Source organism: Kitasatospora sp. NPDC088779, assembly GCF_040685395.1.
GTDB lineage: Bacteria > Actinomycetota > Actinomycetes > Streptomycetales > Streptomycetaceae > Kitasatospora.
In genome coordinates this window covers 1-21,567 of sequence record NZ_JBFBHW010000058.1, presented here as the reverse complement: position 1 = coordinate 21,567, position 21,567 = coordinate 1, and the positions used below count along the sequence as shown (strand labels likewise).

Annotated in this window: 20 protein-coding genes and 1 pseudogene; 8 read left to right on the top strand and 13 right to left on the bottom strand. The window is 72.2% G+C overall.

Going from position 1 to position 21,567, the window contains the following annotated elements:
• The first annotated feature begins 323 nt into the window (after window positions 1-323).
• Together AB0P03_RS34900 and AB0P03_RS34895 are read left to right on the top strand one after the other, a co-directional pair.
• Entirely contained in the window at window positions 324-1,532 is a 1,209-nt protein-coding gene (locus AB0P03_RS34900) for a cytochrome P450 (RefSeq protein ID WP_363587254.1), read from the top strand.
• The gene (locus AB0P03_RS34895; protein ID WP_363587255.1) at window positions 1,529-1,759 is read left to right on the top strand and encodes a ferredoxin; all 231 of its coding nucleotides are present in this window, start codon (window positions 1,529-1,531) and stop codon (window positions 1,757-1,759) included. Before AB0P03_RS34900 ends, AB0P03_RS34895 begins: the two co-directional genes overlap by 4 nt.
• Before the next feature lie 91 nt (window positions 1,760-1,850).
• Here the strand turns inward: AB0P03_RS34895 and AB0P03_RS34890 are convergent, their stop codons facing one another.
• The 5 genes and pseudogenes from AB0P03_RS34890 to AB0P03_RS34870 all read right to left on the bottom strand — a co-directional run bounded on the left by AB0P03_RS34890 (window position 1,851) and on the right by AB0P03_RS34870 (window position 7,796).
• Entirely contained in the window at window positions 1,851-2,465 is a 615-nt protein-coding gene (locus AB0P03_RS34890; protein WP_363632595.1) for a helix-turn-helix domain-containing protein, read from the bottom strand.
• Between the two features lie 130 nt (window positions 2,466-2,595).
• Window positions 2,596-4,224, bottom strand: coding sequence for a thiamine pyrophosphate-binding protein (locus tag AB0P03_RS34885; protein WP_363588929.1), 1,629 nt, complete (start codon window positions 4,222-4,224; stop codon window positions 2,596-2,598).
• A 119-nt stretch (window positions 4,225-4,343) separates the two neighbouring features.
• A pseudogene (gene speB / locus AB0P03_RS34880) lies at window positions 4,344-5,321 on the bottom strand (agmatinase); the annotation flags it as partial.
• A gap of 127 nt (window positions 5,322-5,448) precedes the next feature.
• Window positions 5,449-6,300, bottom strand: coding sequence for a class II aldolase/adducin family protein (locus tag AB0P03_RS34875; RefSeq protein WP_363588931.1), 852 nt, complete (start codon window positions 6,298-6,300; stop codon window positions 5,449-5,451).
• Window positions 6,301-6,311: 11 nt separating this feature from the next.
• Window positions 6,312-7,796 carry a sodium:solute symporter gene (locus AB0P03_RS34870; protein ID WP_363620564.1) on the bottom strand — a complete coding sequence of 495 codons (1,485 nt, stop codon included), beginning with the start codon at window positions 7,794-7,796 and terminating at the stop codon, window positions 6,312-6,314.
• A gap of 255 nt (window positions 7,797-8,051) precedes the next feature.
• On the opposite strand from AB0P03_RS34870, the gene AB0P03_RS34865 reads away from it, so the two are divergent.
• Window positions 8,052-9,614, top strand: a complete 1,563-nt coding sequence (locus AB0P03_RS34865; RefSeq protein WP_363632593.1) for a PucR family transcriptional regulator — start codon at window positions 8,052-8,054, stop codon at window positions 9,612-9,614.
• A 50-nt stretch (window positions 9,615-9,664) separates the two neighbouring features.
• Here the strand turns inward: AB0P03_RS34865 and AB0P03_RS34860 are convergent, their stop codons facing one another.
• Entirely contained in the window at window positions 9,665-11,854 is a 2,190-nt protein-coding gene (locus AB0P03_RS34860) for a WD40 repeat domain-containing protein (RefSeq protein ID WP_363632591.1), read from the bottom strand.
• 276 nt (window positions 11,855-12,130) lie between these two features.
• On the bottom strand, window positions 12,131-12,751 hold the full coding sequence (locus AB0P03_RS34855; protein ID WP_363632589.1) for a helix-turn-helix domain-containing protein: 621 nt from the start codon (window positions 12,749-12,751) through the stop codon (window positions 12,131-12,133).
• Window positions 12,752-12,815: 64 nt separating this feature from the next.
• Here AB0P03_RS34855 and AB0P03_RS34850 point away from each other — a divergent pair, with 64 nt between their 5' ends.
• Entirely contained in the window at window positions 12,816-13,334 is a 519-nt protein-coding gene (locus tag AB0P03_RS34850; protein WP_363632588.1) for a GNAT family N-acetyltransferase, read from the top strand.
• A gap of 31 nt (window positions 13,335-13,365) precedes the next feature.
• Here the strand turns inward: AB0P03_RS34850 and AB0P03_RS34845 are convergent, their stop codons facing one another.
• The 3 genes from AB0P03_RS34845 to AB0P03_RS34835 all read right to left on the bottom strand — a co-directional run bounded on the left by AB0P03_RS34845 (window position 13,366) and on the right by AB0P03_RS34835 (window position 16,837).
• Complete coding sequence (locus AB0P03_RS34845) at window positions 13,366-15,090, bottom strand: ABC transporter ATP-binding protein (protein ID WP_363588968.1); 1,725 nt, start codon at window positions 15,088-15,090, stop codon at window positions 13,366-13,368.
• Between the two features lie 193 nt (window positions 15,091-15,283).
• Window positions 15,284-16,516, bottom strand: a complete 1,233-nt coding sequence (locus AB0P03_RS34840; protein WP_363588943.1) for a cupin domain-containing protein — start codon at window positions 16,514-16,516, stop codon at window positions 15,284-15,286.
• A gap of 165 nt (window positions 16,517-16,681) precedes the next feature.
• On the bottom strand, window positions 16,682-16,837 hold the full coding sequence (locus AB0P03_RS34835) for a hypothetical protein (protein WP_331742852.1): 156 nt from the start codon (window positions 16,835-16,837) through the stop codon (window positions 16,682-16,684).
• Between the two features lie 708 nt (window positions 16,838-17,545).
• Between AB0P03_RS34835 and AB0P03_RS34830 the strand changes: the two genes are divergently transcribed.
• Together AB0P03_RS34830 and AB0P03_RS34825 are read left to right on the top strand one after the other, a co-directional pair.
• Complete coding sequence (locus AB0P03_RS34830; protein WP_363588945.1) at window positions 17,546-17,779, top strand: hypothetical protein; 234 nt, start codon at window positions 17,546-17,548, stop codon at window positions 17,777-17,779.
• A complete protein-coding gene (locus AB0P03_RS34825) occupies window positions 17,776-18,498 on the top strand; it encodes a hypothetical protein (RefSeq protein WP_363632586.1) in 723 nt (240 codons plus the stop codon). The genes AB0P03_RS34830 and AB0P03_RS34825 overlap by 4 nt, the downstream gene beginning before the upstream one ends.
• A 212-nt stretch (window positions 18,499-18,710) precedes the next feature.
• On the opposite strand, the gene AB0P03_RS34820 is transcribed toward AB0P03_RS34825, so the two are convergent.
• On the bottom strand, window positions 18,711-19,001 hold the full coding sequence (locus AB0P03_RS34820) for a hypothetical protein (RefSeq protein ID WP_363588949.1): 291 nt from the start codon (window positions 18,999-19,001) through the stop codon (window positions 18,711-18,713).
• A gap of 240 nt (window positions 19,002-19,241) precedes the next feature.
• On the opposite strand from AB0P03_RS34820, the gene AB0P03_RS34815 reads away from it, so the two are divergent.
• Window positions 19,242-19,721: a hypothetical protein gene (locus AB0P03_RS34815; protein WP_363588951.1), complete on the top strand. Its 480-nt coding sequence runs from the start codon at window positions 19,242-19,244 to the stop codon at window positions 19,719-19,721.
• A gap of 344 nt (window positions 19,722-20,065) precedes the next feature.
• Here AB0P03_RS34815 and AB0P03_RS34810 read toward each other — a convergent pair whose 3' ends face one another.
• Window positions 20,066-20,251, bottom strand: a complete 186-nt coding sequence (locus tag AB0P03_RS34810; protein WP_363588953.1) for a hypothetical protein — start codon at window positions 20,249-20,251, stop codon at window positions 20,066-20,068.
• 133 nt (window positions 20,252-20,384) lie between these two features.
• Here AB0P03_RS34810 and AB0P03_RS34805 point away from each other — a divergent pair.
• A protein-coding gene (locus AB0P03_RS34805) for an IS5 family transposase (protein WP_363632619.1) occupies window positions 20,385-21,181 on the top strand; the annotation gives its coding sequence in 2 pieces (ribosomal slippage) (window positions 20,385-20,721 and window positions 20,721-21,181; 798 coding nt in all).
• 9 nt (window positions 21,182-21,190) lie between these two features.
• Here AB0P03_RS34805 and AB0P03_RS34800 read toward each other — a convergent pair.
• Window positions 21,191-21,493 carry a hypothetical protein gene (locus tag AB0P03_RS34800; protein ID WP_363632584.1) on the bottom strand — a complete coding sequence of 101 codons (303 nt, stop codon included), beginning with the start codon at window positions 21,491-21,493 and terminating at the stop codon, window positions 21,191-21,193.
• Window positions 21,494-21,567 lie beyond the last annotated feature (74 nt).

The following is a 21,567-nucleotide window of genomic DNA, read 5'->3' as shown; positions in this document are numbered from 1 at the left end:
CGCGACCGCGTGGCCCGGCGGTCCTGCGATCGGCCGAGGACCGGCAGAAGCGGACGGCGTGCGGGCGCGGCTGATGCCCCGAGGGGGCCGTGCCGCAGGTGTTCTTCACCGAGCCGGGGCCCCGCCCGGTCACCGGACAGGCCGATTTCGCCGGGTGGCTGACTGTGCGTGCCGACGGTGTTACGCTCCCGAGAGAAGAGAGAGCTGACTCTCACTTGTTGGGCCGGGATGCCGCTCATCCGCCCTGGTCCGGACGTGCAGGAGAGGGCGGTTCTGCCAAGCGTTCGCTGCTGTTGTGGCCTTTGGCCGGTGAGGAGACCACCATGACCGCCCCCGCACCGCAGTTACCCTTCGAGCGCCCCGACGCCCTGGACCTGGCGCCGCTGTTCGCGCGTCTGCGCGAGGAAGGTCCGATCACGAGGGTGACGACACCCGCTGGCGACCCGGCCTGGCTGGTGACCCGCTACGAGGAGGCCCGGGAGGTTCTGAGCGACGCCCGGTTCTCCCGGCTGCGCCCCGATTCCGAGGGCGCGCCGAGGATCTCGGAGTCGGCGCTGCACACGCGCCCCGCCCCCACGCCCGAGGAGGAGGACCGCGAGCACACGCGGATGCGGCGGATGCTGGCGCCCGCGTTCAGCGCGCCGCGGATGCGCCGGCTGGGCGAGCGGATCGGGGAACTCGCCGCATCCTGCCTGGACGCGATGGAGGAGGAGCGCTCACGGGAGCCGGAACGCGCCGTCAACCTGCACGACCACCTGTCGTTCCCGTTGCCGGTGATGGTGATCTGCGAGCTGCTGGGTGTGCCGGTCGCGGACCGGGGCCTGCTGCGCGGCTGGTCGGAGCGGATCGCCGCGCTGTACGGCGGGGCCGACGGCGCCGCGGCCATGGCCGAGTTCGAGGCGTACGTGGCCGGCATCGCCGAGGAGAAGCGGAAGAAGCCGGGACAGGACGTGATCAGCGACATCCTGGCCGTGCAGGCGGAGGACCCCTCGTTCACCGAGGGGGAGATGACCCGGCTGGCGGTGGGGCTGCTGTTCGCGGGCCACGAGACGACGTCGGCCCGGATCGACCTGGGAGTCCTGTTCCTGCTGAGCGACACCGGCCGGCGGGACCGCTTCGCCGCCGAGCCCGAGACGCTGGCCCGCGCCACCGTGGAGGAGGTCCTGCGGATGGCCTCGCCCGGTGGCCTGGGCCTGACCCGCTACGCCCGCGAGGACGTCACCGTCGCGGGGACCGCGATCGCGCGGGGCGAGGCGGTGCTGGTGGCGATCAACGCCGCGAACCGGGACGGGCGGGTGTTCGAGGAGCCGGACACCTTCGACCCGTCGCGTTCCCCCAACGCGCACCTGGCCTTCGGGCACGGTGGTCACTACTGCATCGGCAACGTGCTGGCACGCACCGAGATGCAGGTCGCGCTGACCGCGCTGTTCCGGCGCTTCCCCGGCCTGCGGCTGGCGGTGGACGCGCGGAGCCTGCGCGACCACGCCGAACGGCTGGCGGGCGGCCTCAGCGAGGTTCCGGTCCTGTGGTGAACGGGGAGCAGCCTCGCGAGCGGCCGGTCGCGCGGGTGGAGGCGGACACCTCGCGGTGCGTGTCGTCGGGGCAGTGCGCGGTGACCGCGCCGCTGGTGTTCGACCAGGACGAGGACGGGCAGGTCTTCGTGCTCGTTGCCGAGCCCGGCGCACGGGCGGCGGAACTGGCCCGCGAGGCAGCCGCCATGTGCCCGGCCTCGGCGATCCGGGTGCACCCGGCGCGCTAGGCCCTCTCCGGCAGGATCGACCGGACAGGTCTAGCGGTCGGTGGTGTCGGCCGCCCCCACCGCGCGAGGGTGGCCGGCATCCGCCTCGGTGTCAGGGTGTGCGGGTGTGCAGTGCGGGGGCGGGGCAGGGCAGCGGGCGGGCCCCGGTGGGGGTGAGGCCGTCGAGGACGAGGGCCAGGTAGCGGCGCCAGCCGTCTTCGCGGGGTTCCATCGTCCACAGCACGGAGACCAGCATGACGACGATGCGGTGGAGGTCGTCGGGTACGAGGTCGGCGCGGATCGCGCCTGTGTGCTGACCGCGTGCCAGGAGGGCGTCGAGGGCGGTGAAGAACTCCTGTCCGGTCGCCGGGGTGAGGACGCCGGCGGAGCGGGCGGCGGCGAGGACGTTGTAGTCGCCGGCCACCGATTCCAGTGCTGCTTCCAGGACGTGGGACAGTCCGGAGGCGGGGTCGGGGTCGTGGGCGGCAGCCTGGATGACGGGGCGGACGTTCTCGCCGAAGCGCTCGTCGAGTACGGCTCGCAGGAGCGCGGCCTTGTCGGGGAAACGGCGGAAGAGTGTGGCGGCTCCGACGCCGGCCCGGCGGGCCACGTCGTCGAGGAGGGCGTCGGGGCCTTGTTCGGTGAAGACCTCCCGGGCTGCCCGGATGATCTTTTCCGCGTTGCGGGCGGCGTCGGCGCGCAGTAGCCGGGGGGAGTCGAGGGCCATTGCGGCAGCCTATCCAAGGGGCGGCGCAACGGCGTCGGACGGCCGGGGCGCGTGGTGGTGTGCGATCAGGTCGACGGGGGGGAGCGCGCCGGGCGCGGGCAAGGCCGGGCCGTCGCGCTCCCCCCGTGGTTCAGGCGTCCAGGTGGGTGGGTGCGAACATCCGCAGCAGGGCGGGCAGGACCAGCACGTTGGGGCCCGGGGCGGCGAGTGCGGCGGCCAGGTCCCGTGCGAGGTCGTCGGGCGTGGTGAAGGCGGCCGGGACGCCGAAGGACTCGGCCAGGCGGACGAAGTCCGGGCGGGCCAGTTCGGTGGCGGTGGCCTCGCCGAAGGCGCCCGTCATGTACTCGCGCAGGATGCCGTAGCCGCCGTCGTCGATGATCAGCCAGGTGACGTTGAGGCCGAGTTGGCGGGCGGTGGCGAGTTCGGCGAGCGAGTACATCGCGCCGCCGTCGCCGGAGACGGCGAGGACCGGGCGGCCGCCCGTGGCCACGGCGGCGCCCAGTGCGGCGGGGTAGCCGTAGCCGAGGCCGCCGGCGCCCTGGGCGGAGTGCATCGCTCCGGGGCGGCGGGCGTCGAAGGCGGACCAGGCCCAGTAGCCGAGGATCGTCATGTCGAAGAAGACCGGGGAGTCGTCCGGTAGCGCGTGGCGAACGGATGCCAGCAAGTCCTGTTCGAGTTCCAGCCCCTGGCCGTCGATCCGCTCCTGGACGCGCTTGAGCAGTTCGGCGGTCACCGCCTCGGCCCGTCCGTCCGCTGTGGCGGCCGGTACCGAGTCGGAGAGGGCGGCCAGGGCGAGGCGGGCGTCGGCGTGGATGCCGAAGGCCGGGTGGTTGGCCTCCAGCTTGCCCGCGTCGGCCTCGATCTGGATGATCCGGCCGCGCGGCGCCAGGGTGTGGTAGTTGCTGGACAGTTCGCCCAGGCCGGAGCCGACGACGAGCAGGACGTCGGCGTCCTCCAGCAGGTCGGTGGTGTGGCGGTCCTCCAGCCAGGACCGCAGCGACAGCGGGTGCTCCCAGGGGAAGGCCCCCTTGGCGCCGAAGGTGCAGGCCACCGGGGCCCGCAACAGCTCGGCCAGCCGCAGCAGTTCGTCACTGGCTCCGGCCCGGACCACGCCGCCTCCGGCCAGGATCACCGGGCGTTCGGCCTCGGCCAGCAGCACCGCGGCCTCGGCGACCAGCTCCGGGCGGGGGACCGGCGGCCGGGGTTCGGCGCGCAGCCCGGTGACCGGGGGTACGGTCACCGGCGCGAGCAGGACGTCCTGCGGGATCTCCACCCACACCGGCCCGTACGGCGCGCTCAGCGCCGACTCCCAGGCGGCGGCCAGCGCGGAGGGGATCTGTGCGGGGGTGCGGGCGGTGTGCACGGACTTCACCACGTCGCGGAAGCTGGCCTGCTGGTCGACGAGTTCGTGCAGGTAGCCGCGCCGCCGTCCACCCAGTCCGGCCGAGGGGATCTGGCTGGAGACGGCGAGCACCGGCACCGAGGCGGCGGCGGCCTCCTGGAGCGCGGCCAGCGAGGTGAGCGCGCCGGGCCCGGTGGACAGGAACAGCGGGGCGACCGTCCCGGCGGTGCGGGCGTAGCCGTCGGCGGCGAAGCCGGCGTTGTTCTCCACCCGCAGTCCCACGTAACGCAGGTCGGAGCGGCGCAGCGCGTCGAACAGGCCGAGGGCGTGCTGGCCGGGCAGGCCGAAGACGCAGCGGGCGCCGAGGGTGGCGAGTGACTCGACCACCAGGTCGCCGCCGTTGCGGAGGTGCGTCATGCGCGCACCTCGCCGGTGGCGTCGTGGGACTCCGTACGGGCGTCGGTACGGGCGTCGGCGCGGCTGGCCGGGCGTCCGTCGGTGCGGCCGCCCGCACCGGCTCGCGGATCCTGCTCCGTCCGTTCGCTCGCGATCTGGCGGGCCATCAACGTCGTCAGCTCGTAGGCGGTGTGCGAGGCGGCCACGGCGGTGATCTCGGCGTGGTCGTAGGCGGGTGCGACCTCGACCACGTCGGCGGAGACCAGGTGGCAGCCGCTCAGGCCGCGCAGGATCTCCAGCAGCTCGCGCGAGGTGAGTCCGCCGGCCTCGGGGGTGCCGGTGCCGGGGGCGTGCGCCGGGTCGAGCACGTCGATGTCGATGGAGATGTACAGGGGGCGGTCGCCGACCCGCTCGCGCAGTTGCTGGGCGACCTCGTCCACGCCGCGCCGCAGGACGTCGGCGGAGGTGACGATGCCGAAGCCGAGCTTCTCGTCGTCGGTGAGGTCCTGCTTGCCGTAGAGCGGCCCGCGGGTGCCGACGTGGGAGAGGGCGGAGGTGTCCAGGATTCCCTCCTCGACGGCCCGGCGGAACGGTGTGCCGTGGGTGTACTCGGCGCCGAAGTAGGTGTCCCAGGTGTCCAGGTGGGCGTCGAAGTGCAGCAGCGCGACCGGCCCGTGTCGACGGGCCACGGCGCGCAGCAGCGGGAGCGCGATGGTGTGGTCGCCGCCGAGGGTCATCAGCCGGGCGCCGGTGTCCAGCAGTTCGCCGGCGGCTGCCTCGACGGTGTCGACCGCCTCGTGGATGTCGAACGGATTGGCGGCGATGTCCCCGGCGTCGGCGACCTGCGCGAGTGCGAACGGCGAGGCGCCCTGGGCCGGGTTGTAGGGGCGCAGCAGCCGGCTGGCCTCGCGGATCGCGTTGCCGCCGAAGCGGGCGCCGGGCCGGTAGGAGACGCCGGTGTCGAAGGGCACGCCGACGACCGCGATGTCCGCGCGCGGGACCTGGTCGATCCGGGGCAGGCGGGCGAAGGTGGCGGGCCCGGCGTAGCGCGGTACGCGGGAGGAGTCGGTGGGGCCGAGGGGGCTGTGGGGGGCGTGGGGGTCGGGGGCGGTGCTCATGGCAGCTCCTGGAGTCGGTCGGGCGGGGCGCTGTCGGGGCGTTGTCGGGGAGTCGGCGTCGGGGAGCCGCGGGCGGGGCGTCGGCGTCGGGGCGTCGGCGGGCGGGGGTTGCGCCGGGTCGACGGGGTCAGTTCGCGTGGTCGGGGGCGATCCGGTCGGCGAGGCGCAGGAGGGCGGCCCAGGCCAGTTCGGCGGCCCGGTCGTCCTGGAGGTCGGATCCGTGCTCCTGGCCGGTCAGCTGGCGGGCGGTGAGCTCGGCGGTCTCGCGGGACGGCAGGACGAGCGGGCCGCCGCCGGCCTGGGCGGCGATCTGGATCTCGCACGCCTTGTCCAGGTAGTACATCCGCAGGAAGGCCTCGCCCGGGGTGCGGCCGACGGTCAGCAGGCCGTGGTTGCGCAGGATCAGTGCCGGGTGCCCGCCGAGGTCGGCGACCAGTCGCTCCTGCTCGGCCAGGTTGAGCGCGACGCCCTCGTAGTCGTGGTAGCCGACCCGGTCGTGGAACTCCATCGAGATCTGGTTGAGGGGCAGCAGCCCGTCCCGCTGGGCGGCGACCGCGCAGCCCGCCCGGGTGTGCGTGTGCAGCACGCAGTGGGCGTCCTGGCGGGCCGCGTGGACGGCGCTGTGGATCACGAAGCCGGCCGGGTTGACCGGATGGGGGGTCGGCTCCACCGGGTTCCCGGCCAGGTCGATCTTGACCAGGTCGGAGGCGGTGATCTCCTCGAACAGCAGGCCGTACGGGTTGATCAGGAAGTGCTGCTCGGGGCCGGGGACGCGGACCGAGATGTGGGTGAAGATCAGGTCGGTCATCCGGAAGTGGGCGACCAGCCGGTACACGGCGGCGAGTTCGCGGCGCAACCGGGCCTCGGTCGGTGCGGGCGGCACCGTCGGTCCGGACGGTCCGGACGGTCCGAGCGGGGCGGGTGGTCCGGACGTGACGGTCGGTGCGGTCGGGACGGTCGGTGCGGTGGGCAGGCCCATGAGGCTTCCTCTCAGAGCGCGGCGGCCGGGGCGGTGGCGGCGGGAGCGGCCGGGGTCGCTGCCTGCCCGGCGAGCCGGCCGCGCCAGTGCTCCAGCACGGTGGCATCGGTCGGGCGGGTGGCCAGGCTGACGGCCAGGTAGGCGACCAGGCTCACGGCGAGGCCGAAGTAGATCGGCTCGTTGGCGAGGACACCCTTGGCGGCCATCAACGCGATCACGGTGCCGCCGCCCGCGATCATCGCGGCGAGCGCGCCCGGCAGGTTGCCGCGCCGCCAGACCAGCCCGCCCAGGATCGGCACCAGCAGACCGCCGACCAACAGGTTGTACGCGACGGTGAGCGCCGAGATCACGTCGTCCAGTACGCAGGCGACGCCGATCGACAGCACGCCGAGGGCCACGATCGCCAGCCGGTTGGACCGCACCTCGTCATGGTCCGTGGCCGCGGCGCCTGGCCCTCCCCGGCCGACGAGCGTGCGTACCCGGGCCCAGATGTCGTTGTTGGCCACGGTGGCGGAGGCGATCAGCGCGCCGCTCGCGGTCGACATCATCGCCGACAGCGCCGCCGCCAGGACCAGGCCGCGCACCCCGGCCGGCAGCGTGCTCTTCACGATGGTCGCGAACGCGCTGTCGGGGCTGGCCAGTTGGGGGTAGAGCGCCTTGGTGGCCATCCCGATCACCGCGCCGGCGACGGCGTACGCCAGGCAGTAGGCTCCGGCCACCGTGCCGCCGTACGTGGCCACCCGGTCGGTGCGGGCGGTGAACACCCGCTGCCAGATGTCCTGGCCGATCAGCATGCCGAAGGTGTAGATCAGCACGTAGGTGAAGATGGTGTCGCCGCCGATCGAGCCGAACGAGAAGTAGCCGGACGGCAGTTCGGCCTTCAGCCGGGCGAGGCCGCCGGCCTTCACGACGGCGACCGGCAGCAGCAGGAACAGGACCCCGATGCTCTTCACCACGAACTGCACCATGTCGGTGAGGGTGATCGACCACATGCCTCCGAGCGCCGAGTAGCCGACCACGATGGTGCCGCCGATCACCACGGCCGCCCAGCGGGGCACGTCGAACAGCACGTCGAAGACGCTGGCGTAGGCGATCGTCGAGGTCACCGCCAGCATCAGGGTGTAGACCCACATGACCACGCCGGAGATCACGCTCGCCGCCCCGCCGTAGCGCAGCGACAGCATCTCGGCCACGGTGTACACCCGCAGCCGGGCGATCCGGGCGGAGAAGAGGATGCTCAGCGCCAGCAGGCCGAGCCCGATCGCGAACACCATCCAGGCGCCCGACAGGCCGTAGGAGTAGCCGAGCCGCACGCCGCCGATGGTGGACGCGCCGCCGAGGACGACGGCGGCCATCGTCCCCGTGTACAGCACCGGGCCCAGACGGCGGCCCGCGACGAGGAAGTCCGCCTTCGAGGAGGCGCGCCGCTTGCCCCACCAGCCGACGCCGACGATGCCCAACAGATAGCCGATCATCACGACGTAGTCGAGGGTCATGGGGGGTCCTCCGATCCGGCCGGACGCGCTGGGGGGAGCGGGCCGGGCCAGGGCTGTGGGTGGGGGAACAGGCAGGCGACGGGCGGGACTGGCAGGGCTCACAGGAAAGGCGGGGAGCGGGGGGACGAGCCGGGGGCGCCCGAAGGAAAACGCCGTGCGCTGAACCTAAACCGCCCCACCTGGCCTGCAGAAGTATCGGTTTCATCCAATATCGTGGGGTCAGATGTGCAAAACCTCCGACGAAAGGCCGCCGGCGTGCCCAACCCAGCCCCCGCTCCCGCCTCCGGCAGCCCCGCCGTCCCGTTGACCGTCCTGCTCGCCGACCCCGCGCTCGGACTGCGCCAGATCGCCGGACCGTTCGACGACCGGCTGATCGGCACCGTCGGCACCACCGAGGTCGAGAACCCCGGCCCCTACCTGCTGGGCGGGGAACTGCTGCTCACCGCCGGAGTCCGCCTCCCGAAGGACGCCGAGGGCATCGACGCCTACGTACGCTGCGTCGTCGAAGCGGGCGCCGCCGCACTCGGCTTCGGCGTCGCACCGGTCTACGACGAGGTGCCGGCCGACCTGGTCGCCGCCTGCGACCGGCACGACCTGCCCCTGCTACGGGTGCCCGACGGCACCCCGTTCGTCGCCGTCGGCCGGGCCGCCTACTCGGCGATGGCCGAAGCCGCCCACCGCGGCCTGCGGCAGATCTCCGAAGCCCAGTCCGCACTCGCCTCCGCGGCCGCCCGCCCCGACGCGCTGCGCGCGGTCGTCCAGCAACTCGCCGTGCACCTGGGCGGTTGGACGGCACTGCTGGACGGACGCGGCGTCGAACTGTTCAGCGCCGGAGTGCGCCCGCCCGTACCGGTCCCGGCTGAACTGCGCGCCCTCGCGGAACGGACCACCGCGCGCGCAGCGGGCCGCGCCCAGCCGCCGACCGCCGCCGCCCAGCACTACGCCGGGCGGCACCTGACCGTGCGGACCCTGCCCGGTTCGGACGGTTCCGGCGGCCCGCTCACGCTCGTCACCGCCGCCGAGGAGCCGCCGACCGTCGTCCACCGGTCCGTGGCCGGGGTGGCCGTGGTGCTGCTCTCGCTGCTCACCAGCCCGCGGCACGCGCTCGGCACGGACGCCCGCAGCGCGGGAGCCCTGGTGCGGCTGCTGCTCGGCGCCGCACCGGAGGAGGCGGCGGCCGCCCTGCTGCCGCCCGACGGGGCCTGGGTGGTCGTGCACGGCCGGCTGACCGGCCGGGCGGGCGGCGGCGGGGAGGCCGTCCAACTCGCCGCCCTCGGCACCGCCCTCGGCACACCGCACCTGAACCTGGACGGGACCCGGCTGCGGGCGCTGCTGCCCGGCTCGGCGGCTCCGGACCGGGTCGTGGACACCGAATCCGCCGCCCGGCTCGGCTGGACGCTCGGCGTCAGCGCGCCCGCCCCCACGGCGGAACTGAGGACCGCCGACGCCCAGGCTGACCGGGCCCTGCGTCACGCGCTGGCCACCGGTGCCGCCGCCGTCCACCACCGCGAGGCCGTCGGGCCGAGCGTCCACACCCTGGTCGCCCCCGAGGACGCCGCCGCCCTCGCCCGCAGCACCTTCGCCCCGCTGGCCGCCGCGGGCACCCCCGGGCCGGCCGTGCTCCGGGAGACCCTGCGCACCTGGCTCGCCCTGCACGGCAGCTGGGACCGCACTGCGGCGGCGCTCCAGCTCCACCGCAACACCGTGCGCCAACGCATCGCCCGGGTCGGCGAGTTGCTCGCCGTCGACCTCGGCGACGCGGAGGTCCGGATGGAGCTCTGGTTCGCCCTGCGCTGGCTCCCGCCCGGCGCGGACTGACCGCGGGCCGCCACCGCCGTCCGGCGGCGAGACGTTCGTGCGGGGCCCGGTCAGCGGCGGGCCAACACCGCGACCTCCCAGCCGAAGCCCACCACCAACCGGCCATCCGGCACCACGGCCACCGTGTGGACCGGCAGCGGGAACACTAGCTCCGGCCCGACCTGGTCGCCGGTGGTCAGGTCCCAGGTCCGCACCGTGCCGTCGTCGCCGCCGGTGACCGCCAGGGAGTGGCCGTCTAGCACCGCCGTCGCCACCGCGTTCACGTCGCTGGTGTGGCCGGTGAGGGGTTGGCCGATCGGCTGGGCGGTGGTCAGGTCCCAGGTTCGCACGGAGCCGTCGTCGCCGCCGGTGATCGCCACGGGGCGGCCGTCGACCACCGCCGTCGCCACCGCCAGCACGCGGTCGGTGTGGCCGGTGAGGGGTTGGCCGATCGGCTGGACGGTGGTCAGGTCCCAGACCCGCACCGTGCCGTCGTCGCCGCCGGTGACCGCCAGGGGGCGGCCGTCAACCACCGCCGTCGCCACCGCGTTCACTTCGCCGGTGTGGCCCGTCAGGGGCTCGCCGACCTGCTGACCCGCAGTCAGATCCCAGACCCGTACGTCATCCCAGCTGCCGGTGATCGCTACAGGGCGGCCGTCGACCACTGCCGTCGCCACCGCGTTCACCCCCTCCTCGTGGCCGGTGAGCGGCTCGCTGATCTGCTTACACGTGGTCAGGTCCCATACCTGCACGTGGCTGCCGGTGACCGCGACGGGGCGGCCGTCGACCACCGCCGTCGCCACCGCCCCCACCCAGTCGTCCTGGCCGGTGAGATGCAGGCCGATTTGCCGGCCGGTGGTCAGGTCCCAGACCCGCACCGTGCCGTCGCCGCCGGTGATCGCCACGGGGCGGCCGTCGACCACTGTCGTCGCCACCGCGTTCACGTCGCCGGTGTGGCCGGTGGGCGGCTCACCAACCTGGCCGCCCGAGGCCAGGTCCCACACCCGCACCATCCCGTCCTGACTGCCGGCGATCACGTGGGGACGGCCGTCCAGCACCGCGGTCGCCATCGCCCGGACCTTGTCGGTGTTGCCGTTCACCGGCTCGCCGATCTGCTTGCCGGTGGTCAGATCCCACACCTGGAGCGTCCAGTCCTCGCCTCCGCTGACGATGCAGGGGCGGCCGTCGATCGTTGTCGTGAGCACCGACAGCACCCAGCCGTCGTGACCGGTGAGAGGTCGGCCGATCGGCCGGCCGGTGGTCAGGTCCCATACCCGCACGGTCTCGTCCTCGCTGCCGGTGACCGCCACGGGGCGGCCGTCGACCACCCCCGTCGCCACCGCTCGCACCGCCTCCTCGTGGCCGGTGAGCGGCTCGCCGATCTGCTCGCGCGTGGTCAGGTCCCACACTCGCACGGTCTCGTCGTGGCTGCCGGTGACCGCGACGGGACGGCCGTCGAGCACCGCCGTCGCCACCGCGCACACAGCATGGGTGTGGCCGGTGAGCGGCTCGCCGATCTGCTCGCGCGTGGTCAGGTCCCACACCCGCACGTCGCCGCTGCCGGTGACCGCGACGGGGCGGCCGTCGAGCACCGCCGTCGCCACCGCCGACACCGCAGCTGTGTGGCCGGTGAGGGGTTGGCCGATCTGCTCGCACGTGGTCAGGTCCCACACCCGCACGGTCCGGTCACCACTGCCGATGAGCGCCACGGGACGGCCGTCGACCACCGCCGTCGCCACCGAGCACACCTGGCCGGTGTGGCCGGCGAGAGGTTGGCCGATCTGCCGGCCGGTGGTCAGGTCCCACACCCGCACGCTCCGGTCAGTACCGCCGGTGACCGCGACGGGGCGGCCGTCGACCACCGCCGTCGCCACCGCCAGCAACGCGTCGGTGTGGGCGGTCGGAATACGACGCACGGACCGGTCGAGCTGGGAGCCGGTGGCCCACTCGACGCCCCACGGTGCGGCGGGTTCGTCCTCCACCGGTACCGCGGTGATCCGCGCCGACAGCTCCCGGTCCCCGTGACGGGCCGCGTCCAGCGCCAGCAGTTGCCGGCGTACCCCCGCGGTGACGTCACGATGCAGGTGTGTCGAGGCCCGGTACACCGACGCGGCCAATCGCGCCACCGGACCCGACGCCGCATCCAGCAACGCCAGCACCGATCCCGGGTCCGCGTTCACCAGGAACCCCGGATCGGCCAACCGCCCAACGGCCGCGGCGGATTCAGCACGCGGGTGGAAGTCCCGCAGATCGTCAGACATGAACGGCACAGTAGTCGTGCCCGGCAACCACGGCACCGCGGAAAGCGCGACCGCCAGACCCCCGCCTGCACATGGGCAGGGCACCGCCAGGACGCGGGCGCCGGCACACGAACACGAGGCGTCGCCCTTGTCCATGACGCAGGCCCCTGCCTGGACTCCGCCGGTGTCCTCTTCGGCCTGTCCGCGTGAGTGGCGACCAGGCGCCAGGTCCTCAGGCGCCGCTGGCAGGTGGCGAGCACCCGGCCTTCGGGTGCGGCGCGGGCTGACTGCCGGGCGTCAGCCGAGGGCGGCGTCGAGGAAGGCGTGCCAGGCGGCGTGGACGCGGCCGGCGTGGTTCCCGCCACCGTCGTTGCCGTCCTCGCTCCCGCTCCCGCTCCCGCCATCGCCGTCGCCGTCGGCGAGGAGGTCCAGCAGCAGGCCGCGGAGGACGGCCAGCACCACGGTGGGATTCGCGCCGGTGCCGTCCAGGGCGCGTTTCAGGGGCGGCAGCCACTCGTCCAGCGAGACGGTGCCGAAGTCCAGCCAGGGCCCGGAGCCGCCGAAGGCGCGGACGTACCCCTCGAAGAACAGGCGTAGCGCGCCCCGGTGCTCGGGCTTCGTCAGCCACTCCCAGAGCAGTTCGAGGGTCTCGCGGGCGTCGCCGCCCTCGGTCTCGGAGCGCTCCAGCAGCGCGAGTTGCTCGGCCCGGCCGACCGCCAGGACCTCCCGGACCAACTGCTCCTTCGACCCGAACAGGTACAGCAGCACCCGCGGGCTGGAGCCGATCTCGGCCGCCAGCGGGCGCAGCGAGAGGTCGGACACGTTGTGCTCGGCGACGTAGCGGACGGTCGCGGCGAGGATCTCCTCGCGGCGCCGCGACGGGCGGGAGCGCGCATCTGCGGGGGTGGGGGTGGACACGTGGTCTATCGTTCCACTGAAACGACTGTTTCAGTGGAAGTGCCCTCCTGGAAGGGATGCCACCATGGCCGCCACCGCACCCGGATTCGCGACCGTCCGCGAGGCCGTCTGCCCCGGAGACCTCGGCACCGTCGCCGCCCTGCACGGTGTCCTCTACGCCCGCGAGTACGGCACGGACGAGACCATGGAGGCCTATGTCGCCTCCGGGATGGCCGAGTTGGTCCTCGCCCGGGCCCGCGAGGGCGGTGCGGCGCCCGGTCGTCTGTGGGTCGCCGAGCTCGACGGCCGCGTGGTCGGCGCCACCGGCCTCGTCCGGGCGGACGAACGCCCGGGCTGGGGCCAGCTGCGGTGGGTGCTCCTCGACCCGGTCGCCCGGGGCCGGGGCCTGGGCGGCCGGCTGCTGGAGACCGCCCTGGACGAGGCCCGCGCCCGTGCGTACGAGGGCGTGCTGCTCTGGACCATCGCGGGCCTCGACGCCGCCCACCACCTGTACGCGAAGGCCGGTTTCGAGCTCACCGTCTCCCGTTCCGCCCGCAAGTTCGGCCTGGACACGGTCGAGCAGCGGATGGACCTGCGGCTCTGAGCGGGCGTCTGGCGTAGGCGACTTCCGTCCTTCAGGGCTTCGGGCCGAGGGAGCCGCTCGCCCGGCAGAGCTCCGCGTACCGTCCGGCGCGGGCGAGAAGGTCCGCGTGCGTGCCCGACTCGACGACCCGGCCGCCGTCCAGAACGATGATCCGGTCGGCATGCCGGACCGTGGACAACCGGTGGGCGATCGTGATCGTGGTACGGCCCGCGGAGAGCGCCTCCAGTGCTCGCTGGACCGCCTTCTCGGTGATCGTGTCCAGTGCGCTGGTGGCCTCGTCCAGGACGAGGACCGGCGGATTCCTCAGCATGGTCCGGGCGATCGCCAGGCGCTGTTTCTCGCCGCCGGAGAACCGGTACCCGCGCTCGCCCACGATCGTCTCGTACCCCTTCGGCAGGCTCTCGATCAGTTCATGGATCTGAGCGGCTTCGGCGGCGGCCGCCAGCTCACTCGCGGTCGCTCCGGGCTTGGCGAACCGCAGGTTGTCGGCCACGGTCGTGTGGAAGAGGTGGGTGTCCTGCAGGACGATGCCGACCGTCTCGGCAAGGGTGGCGAAGCTGAGGTCACGGATGTCGACGCCGTCGATGGTGATCCGTCCGCCCGTGACGTCGTAGAGACGCGGAACCAGATGGCCGAGGGTGGTCTTGCCCGCGCCGGTGGCGCCGATGACCGCCAGCTTCTCACCGGCCGGCAGATCGAAGTCGACCCCCCGGAGGACGGGCCCCGAAGCCGGGTAGGAGAAGCTCACCTGCTCGAAGCGGACGTGTCCGTGGCGCCCGGTGAGCGGAACGGGATCCCTGGGCTCCGCGACGTCGACCTCGAGGTCCAGGTACTCGAAGACCCGGTCGAACAGGACCATGGAGCTCTGGATGCCGATGCCGGTCTGCAACAGGGTCATGACCGGCCCGAAGAGGCCCTGTTGGAGAGCGGTGAACGCGACGACGGTACCCACGGATATGGTCGGGCCACCGTACCCACCGACGATTCCGGCCGTCCAGTAGAACGCTATCGGCATCGCGGCCACGATGATCGAGATGATGGACTGGCGCCATCGTCCGGCCATCGAGGACCGGACGGTCAGATCGGCGAGGTCCCGCGACCGCCCAGCGAACTCCTTGACGAGCGTGTCGGTGCGCCCCATCGTGCGGCCCAACAGGAAGCCGCTGACCGACAGCGACTCCTCGATCAGGCTGAACATCACGGCGAGCAGGCTCTGTTGCTGCTCGACGATCCCGCGCCGCTCCGCGCCGACCCTGCGGCTGATCCCGACGAAGAACGGGAGCACCCCCAGGGACACCGCCGTCAACTGCCAGTTCAGGGAGAGCATCGCCAGCAACGTGGCCACCACCGTGGTGGCACTGGCGACGATCGTGGCGGCCGCGCCGGTCACCGTCGACTGCATGGCTCCGATGTCATTGGCGATCCGGGACTGCACCTCGCCCGTGCGGGTCGCCGTGAAGAAGGACAGGGACATCCGCTGCAGATGCGTGTAGACCGCGGTGCGCAGGTCGTCCATCACCCGCTGCCCCAGCGTGACCAACAGGTAGGCCTGGAGCACTCCGGCGGACGTGCTGGCCACCACCAGGGCGAGCATCCCGGCGGCCAGCCCGGTCAGCAGTCCGAGCCGGCCCTGGGGCAGCGCGACGTCGAAGATCTGCCGCAGCATGAACGGCGGTGCGATCGCGGCCAGCGATCCGGCCGCGACCAGCAGCAGCACGGCGCCGAGCCGGAGCCGGTGCGGCACGAACAGGCCCATGGCTCTGACCAGTGGAGCGTGCCGCCTGTTCTTCCGTTCTCCGGCCACGGGGCTCCTCCCTTCTCTCCGTCGGACGCGTCCGTCAGGTGCCCCGGCCCGCGGGCCGGGGCACCGGGAGGATCTGCGTGAGTCGTCATGCCGGACCGGCCGGCGCCGCCCGGCCCGGCCCGGCACCCGTCCGTCCGTCCGTCCGTCAGGACAGGGTGAGGAATCCTTCGCGGACCAGCGTGCGCACGAGCAGCAGGCAGCCCGGCTGGTCCAGGCCGCCGGGGATCGAGCCGGCGGTGAACCCCTGACCGTCGCTCTCCGTCACGAACCTGACTTCATCGGCCACGTGGACCGGCAGCTGGATGGTCTTGCTGTGGAACTCGAGCTCGACGACCTCCTCGCCGAGTGCCACGCTCCACCGCAGACCCGGACGACGCCGCACCCGGGTGTCGAGGTTCAGCCGCGGCAGGCTCTCCAGGTCGCCCAGGTGACCGCGGAGCGTCACCGGAGCGAGCGAGGTCGTCTGCTTCACGGCCCTGGCCGTCATCTCCTGGGGCGAGAGCCGGGCGGCGAGCGCATCGATCAGCTCGGCGAAGACGTCCTCGGCCTGCTCCTGGAGGTGCTTGTCGTTGGCGAATCCGATGGGCATGCTCCTGCGGAACCGCTCGTCCCCCTCGAAGACCTCCCGGACCGCGTCGCTGATCAGCGCGGGTATAAGGACCGGGTGGACACCGAAGGTGAGGTGCATCGACGCGGCGTCGTTGGACGTCGCGGCGTGGATGGTGCCACGGGGCAGGTAGAGGAGGCTGCCCGGCTGGAGGTCGAACTCCTCCTCGACCTCCGGCACCTCGCCGGAGTGGTCGTACCTCTGACCCTCCAACGGCAGCGCGTACGGTGCCCCGTACAGCCGCCAGCGCTTGCTGCCGTACGCCTGCATCACGATCACGTCGTGGCTGTCGTAGTGCGGGTCGAATCCGCGGGCCTGCCCGCCGGGGGTGAGGTACACGTTCACCTGGAACCTGGCGTTGACCTCGGCGCTCAGCATCGAGGTGAAGCGCGCCAACGGCTCCCAGCGGCGTTCGAGGGCGTTCAGGATGACGGTCGAGCCGGACCGGTACCGCTCGTACAGCGCCTCCAGCCGGCTGGCGGTCATGTTGCGGCCGGGGGCGCCCAGCTCGGACACCGGGGTCTCCTTGCCCTCGCGGATGACCCGGACGTTCCCGAAGTCCGGACCGGACTGGCCCAGCACCCGGTCCACGTCGTCGAGCGTCAGGAGATCCGCGAAGTGCTCGGGGTCGTTCCTCGGGATGTGCAGTGGCCGCCGCTCCCAGTACTCGTCGCGGAACGTCGGAAGGGAGACCGGGTGGAGAAGGCGGGAGAGGCCGAAGGAAGGCCCGTCTTCGGGCTCGGCCCCCACCCGGTCCGTCAGAGAAGTCATCGAGATCTCGTGTCTCCTAACAGAGGTCGGCCGGCTCTGCTGACGCGGTAACCGGCAGCCATGTCTTCCTTGGCGTTCTTGCTGTCCTTCGGGGAGGGGGCGCGCCGGGAGCGCGGCCCCTCCCCGGCCCGTGAGACTTCTCGGGCGGGCTCTGCTCAGGCGAGGTCAGTCGGTGTCGTCGATGAAAAAGTCCTTATGACCGGAGTCGTTGTTGTTGTTGTCGTCCGCGGGCCCGAAGCTGATGTCATCGGGCGTGATGGCTGTTTCCACGTCCGGAGCGCGCACGACGACGATGTCGGCCGGGTCGAGGCTGTGTGTCAAAGGAACTCCCTTCTGAGAGCCGGTGGAATCTCCAGCGTGGGATCCGCAGTGATTGTCCGTCTACAGGAGGGCGTGAAGGCCCAGGTGAGTGGCGGACAACCCGAGGTGGCCGCGGACAACAGAGGGGGAAGAGCGGGATCCGAGGTTGTCCGCGCCGAGCCCGGCCGGACTCCGGACGATCCTGCGAGCAGGCCGGTTGTCGTCCGCCCGGCTGTGCGCGGCGGAGCATCGGCGCGGTACGGGCGGGTCCGGATACGGAGCCTCTACCTACCGCGAACCCCGTCGGCACGGCGTTCGTCCAGGGGAGTCGTCCTCGCCCCGCGCCGGTGATCACCATCCTGCTGGTACGGGGCACCCCGCAGAATGGCTTCGCCCTGTCACCAACGGGACGGGCAGCTTGGTGTCCCGACTGGCCCTTGGGGGCCGCCAATGGGCAAGGTCGCGATCTACAACTGGCGTACTACGCCCGGCTTCCCGCGCGCCGTCCGGCCGAAGCGGTGATCGTGTTCCGGCCGGACGGCGTCCACCGCAGTGTGGCGGCAGCGGAGGCAGCGCGCTCCCGGGTGACGTCGTCTCGTCCGTGGCAGTCGGCCCCAGGGAGGAGATCGTCGCGCTGGTCCTGCCCCGCCGCCCGCGGTGGACGCCTCCTGGCCGGAGACGTCCACCGCGGCGGCGTCGGGTGCCGAACCCGTTTGACAGAGTGTGTTTGTGGCGATCCGTCAGTCGGTCGGCCGGAGTGCCGACACCGATTGTCCTTGCCCCCTACCCGGTGGGCGACGCTGTTCGGCCGCCAAGGGCATCATCGTCGGATCCGCCGGAGAGCCCGTCGCCTGCAAGTGGGGCACCGACACCGCCGCCGGCTGGAAGCCGACCTGCTACTCGGGGGTCTCCTACGCGCCGATCGGCGCCATCACCAACAAGTTCGGGATCTCACTCGCATGAGGCGTACCACCAGAACCCTGTTCACCGCCACCGCCACCGCGGTCGCCGTCGGCATCGGCGCCACCATCACCATGCTCGCCGCCGCCACCACCCACCCCGGCGACGACGAAATCCTCACCCTGGCCTCCCGCATGGGCGGCAACACTTACCACGTCTGCAACATCGGCCTCACCGCCGAAGGCCTGGACGCGGACATCATCGGCGACCACCAGAAGGCCAGCCGCGAACTCCAGAAAGCCACCGGACGCCACGTCACCCTCCACACCTGTCACCTCGATCCCGGCATCGAACAAGGCAACCGTGCGCACCCCGGAGCCGACCGCTACGCCCGCACCGTCCGGGGCGACGGTTTCGCCGTCTACATGGTCGACCAGATGCCCGACCACCGGGTGCGCGCGGGCGTCATCGGCGACCAGGCCAGGGCCCAGCATGCCTTCGAGGAGGCCTTCCCTGGCCAGATCGTCGTCCACAACACCCACCAGCCGCTCACCCTGCCCGACCCGCCCCCCGTTGTGTCTTTCGGCGACTTCGTCCGGCAACTCGCCCACGAGCACCACCAGACCGGCCCGGCTCCGTCTGTCACCGTCGACGAGGAGCACCAAGTCGTCTCCGTCACCTGGTCCGGGCCGATGCCCCCCGACGTCCTGCAGATCCTGCGCCGGGCGCCGCAGGACGTCACGGTGTTCGTCAACGGCGTCGCGGTGACGAAGGTCCCGTAAGGCTGAGCTGGACTGCAGCCGCGGCCCGGAGAAGACCCGGGTCTACGGCGGCCTGCGTGTCGTCGACGGACAACAGGTCACCATGACCGTCTCTTCCCGGAACAGTGTCTTCTACCAGTAGTTCCTCCAGCGCCACCGCGAACTTGACCACCGCCTCGTCCTCCGCGGCTGGCATTTCATCGAGCACGCCTACCATGACGCCCTGCGCGGCATCACCAGGCCCGCTCTGCGCACCCGCGCCGTGCGCTACGACCTTGACCGGACCGCAGCAGTCCCTGCTGCGGCTCCCACCTCGACCTCGCGCGCTGCGGCGGCTCGGCGGTGAGCAGCTCGGCGGTGGCCGGGTTCTCCTCGGCGGTCAGCCACAGGTCCGCCACCGCGCCGCGAACCCCGGCCGCCGCCACGCCGGCCAGGACCACCAGCAGCCGCGGGAACGATCGCCAGCGCCGCTCCCACGCCAGGCCCAGGCCGTCCGGGCCCGCCTGCTCCCTCCGCGTCGCCAAGGTCGAGCGCTCCTACGGCTTCACCCGCCCCGCCGGGGCGTAGGGCTACGCGACGGGCGGGTGGCCGGGATCCCAACTCCCGTCATCCGTCCGCCAGCGGAATGGTAAATCCCTCTCAACTAGAGCCCCAACTAAGGGCTTTGTCCTGAACGTGCCTACGTCGCCTCCTCGGCGCCTGCCTACGCTCCCCTCGAACCCCGGCCGCTCCGGCCGTGGGACCGACTCCAGGGGGAACACCCAATGCGTATTCGCCACGCCGTCGCCACGGTCACCCTTGCGGCGACCGTCGCGCTCACGATGAGCACCGACGCCTCGGCCGCCCCGGCCCCGCGTCTCGCCTGCGGGGTGAGCGACCAAGGCCTCCCGGGCAACATCTACAACAATGGCGTCTACGTCGGCCAGGTCGAGCAGCAGTACGACAGCTGTAGCCGGACGGCGATCGCCCACTTTCAGTGGTCCGGCGGCTTCCAGGGAAACGGCTCCCAGGTCAAGGTGTACCTGATGGCGAGCAACGGCTACACCGGTCAGGCGACCATCGGGGACCAGAGCAGCAAGGACGTCTACGGCTACGTCAACATCCACGCCACTTCCCCGGACATCTGGACGGCCATCGCGTCGCTCGACCAGATCTGCCCCGCCTACAGCACCCAGCACGACTACTCCAACGGCGCCTCCCTGGCGGGCCCACAGGACAGCAACTGCAGCATCCCCAACCCGTAGCCCGTAGCCAGTAGTCCGCAGTCCACGCTCCCGGGTTTCCCGGCCGGGAAACCCGGGAGCGCGTCGGCACGCGGCGTGGCAGGGTGAGCCCATGACCTCCCTCAGAAAGGGCGATGCCGCGTAGGCCGCCCGGCGTCCTGCGCGCCCAGACGCGGTACGCCCGGGGCTCGCAGCCCCGACCGTTCAGCCAGATCCGGGGCGGGAACTCGGTCCTTACGGGATCACGGTGAGCGTGTGCTCCCAGGCGACATCCAGGTCGACGTCGAGACCACGCTCGCACCGCCGTGGGTACTGGCTTGGCCCGACCGCCGGTCTCAACCGTCCTCCCGCTCAGGTTCAGCGGCCTACTCGCTGGCGTCTCCAGATGCCTGGAGGAGCCCGCGGAACTGGCTGTGCCCTCGGGTCGCTGCGCGGTTGATGATCTCTTCCGCCAACTGGGCCCACTTCGGATCGGCCAGACCGGTGCGCAGCAGAGTGCGGATGTCGGCTTCCCGGTAGCGGGGCGTCTGGTCGTAGGGGCCGAGGGTCATGATCCAGTCTTTGAGGAGGAGCAGGACCTGCTCGGTGTGGGCGTCGGCGGCGCGAGTGAGGTAGGTGAACGTCGTGGAGTCGGTGCGCAGTTAGAAGTGATCTCATTTGGCCTTGTAGGCTGCTCGCGTGACGATCGTGGAGCGCTTGGTGCCGGATGAGCTGTGGGAGCTGTTCCAGTTGGTGGTGCCGGCGGCGCCGAGTCGGCCGCAGGGCGGTGGCCGACGCCGATACGGGGACCGCGAAGTGCTGGCGGCGATCGTGTTCGTGGCCACCTCGGGATGCACCTGGGCGCAACTGCCGCCCTGCTTCGGTCCGTCCGGGCCCACCGCCCATCGCCGCTTCACCGAGTGGAGCAGGGCTCGAGTGTGGGCCAAGCTCCACCGGGTCGCCCTGGACGAGCTCGGCGCGCGGGGCGACTTGGACTGGTCGCGGTGCGCCATCGACTCGGTGAACATGCGGGCTCTGAAAAAGGGGAGTTGACGGGTCCGAATCCTGTCGATCGGGGCAAGTACGGGTCGAAGATCCACTTGCTGACGGAACGTACCGGTTTGCCTCTGTCGCTGGCGATCTCCGGAGCCAACGTCCATGACAGCCAGGCCCTGATCCCGCTCGTCGATGCGATCCCGCCGATCCGCTTGCGGCGCGGACCGAGGCGACGCAGGCCCGGCAAGCCGCACGGCGACAAAGCCTATGACCACCGCTTCATCCGCTCCTACCTGCGACGACGCCAGATCCCCGCCCGCATCGCCCGCCGAGGCGCCGAGTCCTCCCAAAGCCTCGGCCGCCACCGTTGGGTCATCGAGCGCACCGTCGCCTGGCTCGGCGGCTTCCGTCGACTGCACCGCCGCTACGAACGCAAGGCCGACCACTTCGCCGCCTTCGCCAGCATCGCCGCAGCCCTCATTTGCCTCCGGAGGATCCCCAAATGAGATGACTTCTTAGCCGCTGGCGTCCAGCAGGACGTGGAACTGCTGGAGGATCCACTCGTCTGGGAAGCGGCCGCTGGCGGCTAGGGCCGGGAGGGTGTCGATCAGCTCGGTGCGCCCGTCCGGCTCGGTCGCGCTCGTCACGGCGGCCAGACGCCAGGTCCACCACGCCTGCACGCGCGGCAGGGCCTCGTCGGAAAGGCCGGGCCCGCCGGTGCCGAGGAGGGTGGCGAGCTGCTTGAGGACGCTCGTGCTGGAGCCGCGGTAGTAGTCCGGGATTGGGGAGTCGTCGCCGTCTAGGCCCGGACTTCGCACATGGGGTTTTAGGTCTCCAGCCAGCGGGGTCGGGTTTCGTCTATGCCGAGGAGTTCGAGTAGGTGTGCTTGGAC

Excerpts from the sequence above, each read along its gene's own strand:
- AB0P03_RS34885 (WP_363588929.1), bottom strand. The coding sequence starts at position 4,224 with ATGACGCACCTCCGCAACGGCGGCGACCTGGTGGTCGAGTCACTCGCC.
- AB0P03_RS34875 (WP_363588931.1), bottom strand. The coding sequence starts at position 6,300 with ATGGGCCTGCCCACCGCACCGACCGTCCCGACCGCACCGACCGTCACG.
- AB0P03_RS34810 (WP_363588953.1), bottom strand. The coding sequence starts at position 20,251 with ATGACCCTCGGCCCCTACGACCAGACGCCCCGCTACCGGGAAGCCGAC.
- AB0P03_RS34870 (WP_363620564.1), bottom strand. The coding sequence starts at position 7,796 with ATGACCCTCGACTACGTCGTGATGATCGGCTATCTGTTGGGCATCGTC.
- AB0P03_RS34845 (WP_363588968.1), bottom strand. The coding sequence starts at position 15,090 with ATGGGCCTGTTCGTGCCGCACCGGCTCCGGCTCGGCGCCGTGCTGCTG.
- AB0P03_RS34860 (WP_363632591.1), bottom strand. The coding sequence starts at position 11,854 with ATGTCTGACGATCTGCGGGACTTCCACCCGCGTGCTGAATCCGCCGCG.
- AB0P03_RS34815 (WP_363588951.1), top strand. The coding sequence starts at position 19,242 with ATGCGTATTCGCCACGCCGTCGCCACGGTCACCCTTGCGGCGACCGTC.
- AB0P03_RS34825 (WP_363632586.1), top strand. The coding sequence starts at position 17,776 with ATGAGGCGTACCACCAGAACCCTGTTCACCGCCACCGCCACCGCGGTC.
- AB0P03_RS34890 (WP_363632595.1), bottom strand. The coding sequence starts at position 2,465 with ATGGCCCTCGACTCCCCCCGGCTACTGCGCGCCGACGCCGCCCGCAAC.
- AB0P03_RS34840 (WP_363588943.1), bottom strand. The coding sequence starts at position 16,516 with ATGACTTCTCTGACGGACCGGGTGGGGGCCGAGCCCGAAGACGGGCCT.
- AB0P03_RS34850 (WP_363632588.1), top strand. The coding sequence starts at position 12,816 with ATGGCCGCCACCGCACCCGGATTCGCGACCGTCCGCGAGGCCGTCTGC.
- AB0P03_RS34900 (WP_363587254.1), top strand. The coding sequence starts at position 324 with ATGACCGCCCCCGCACCGCAGTTACCCTTCGAGCGCCCCGACGCCCTG.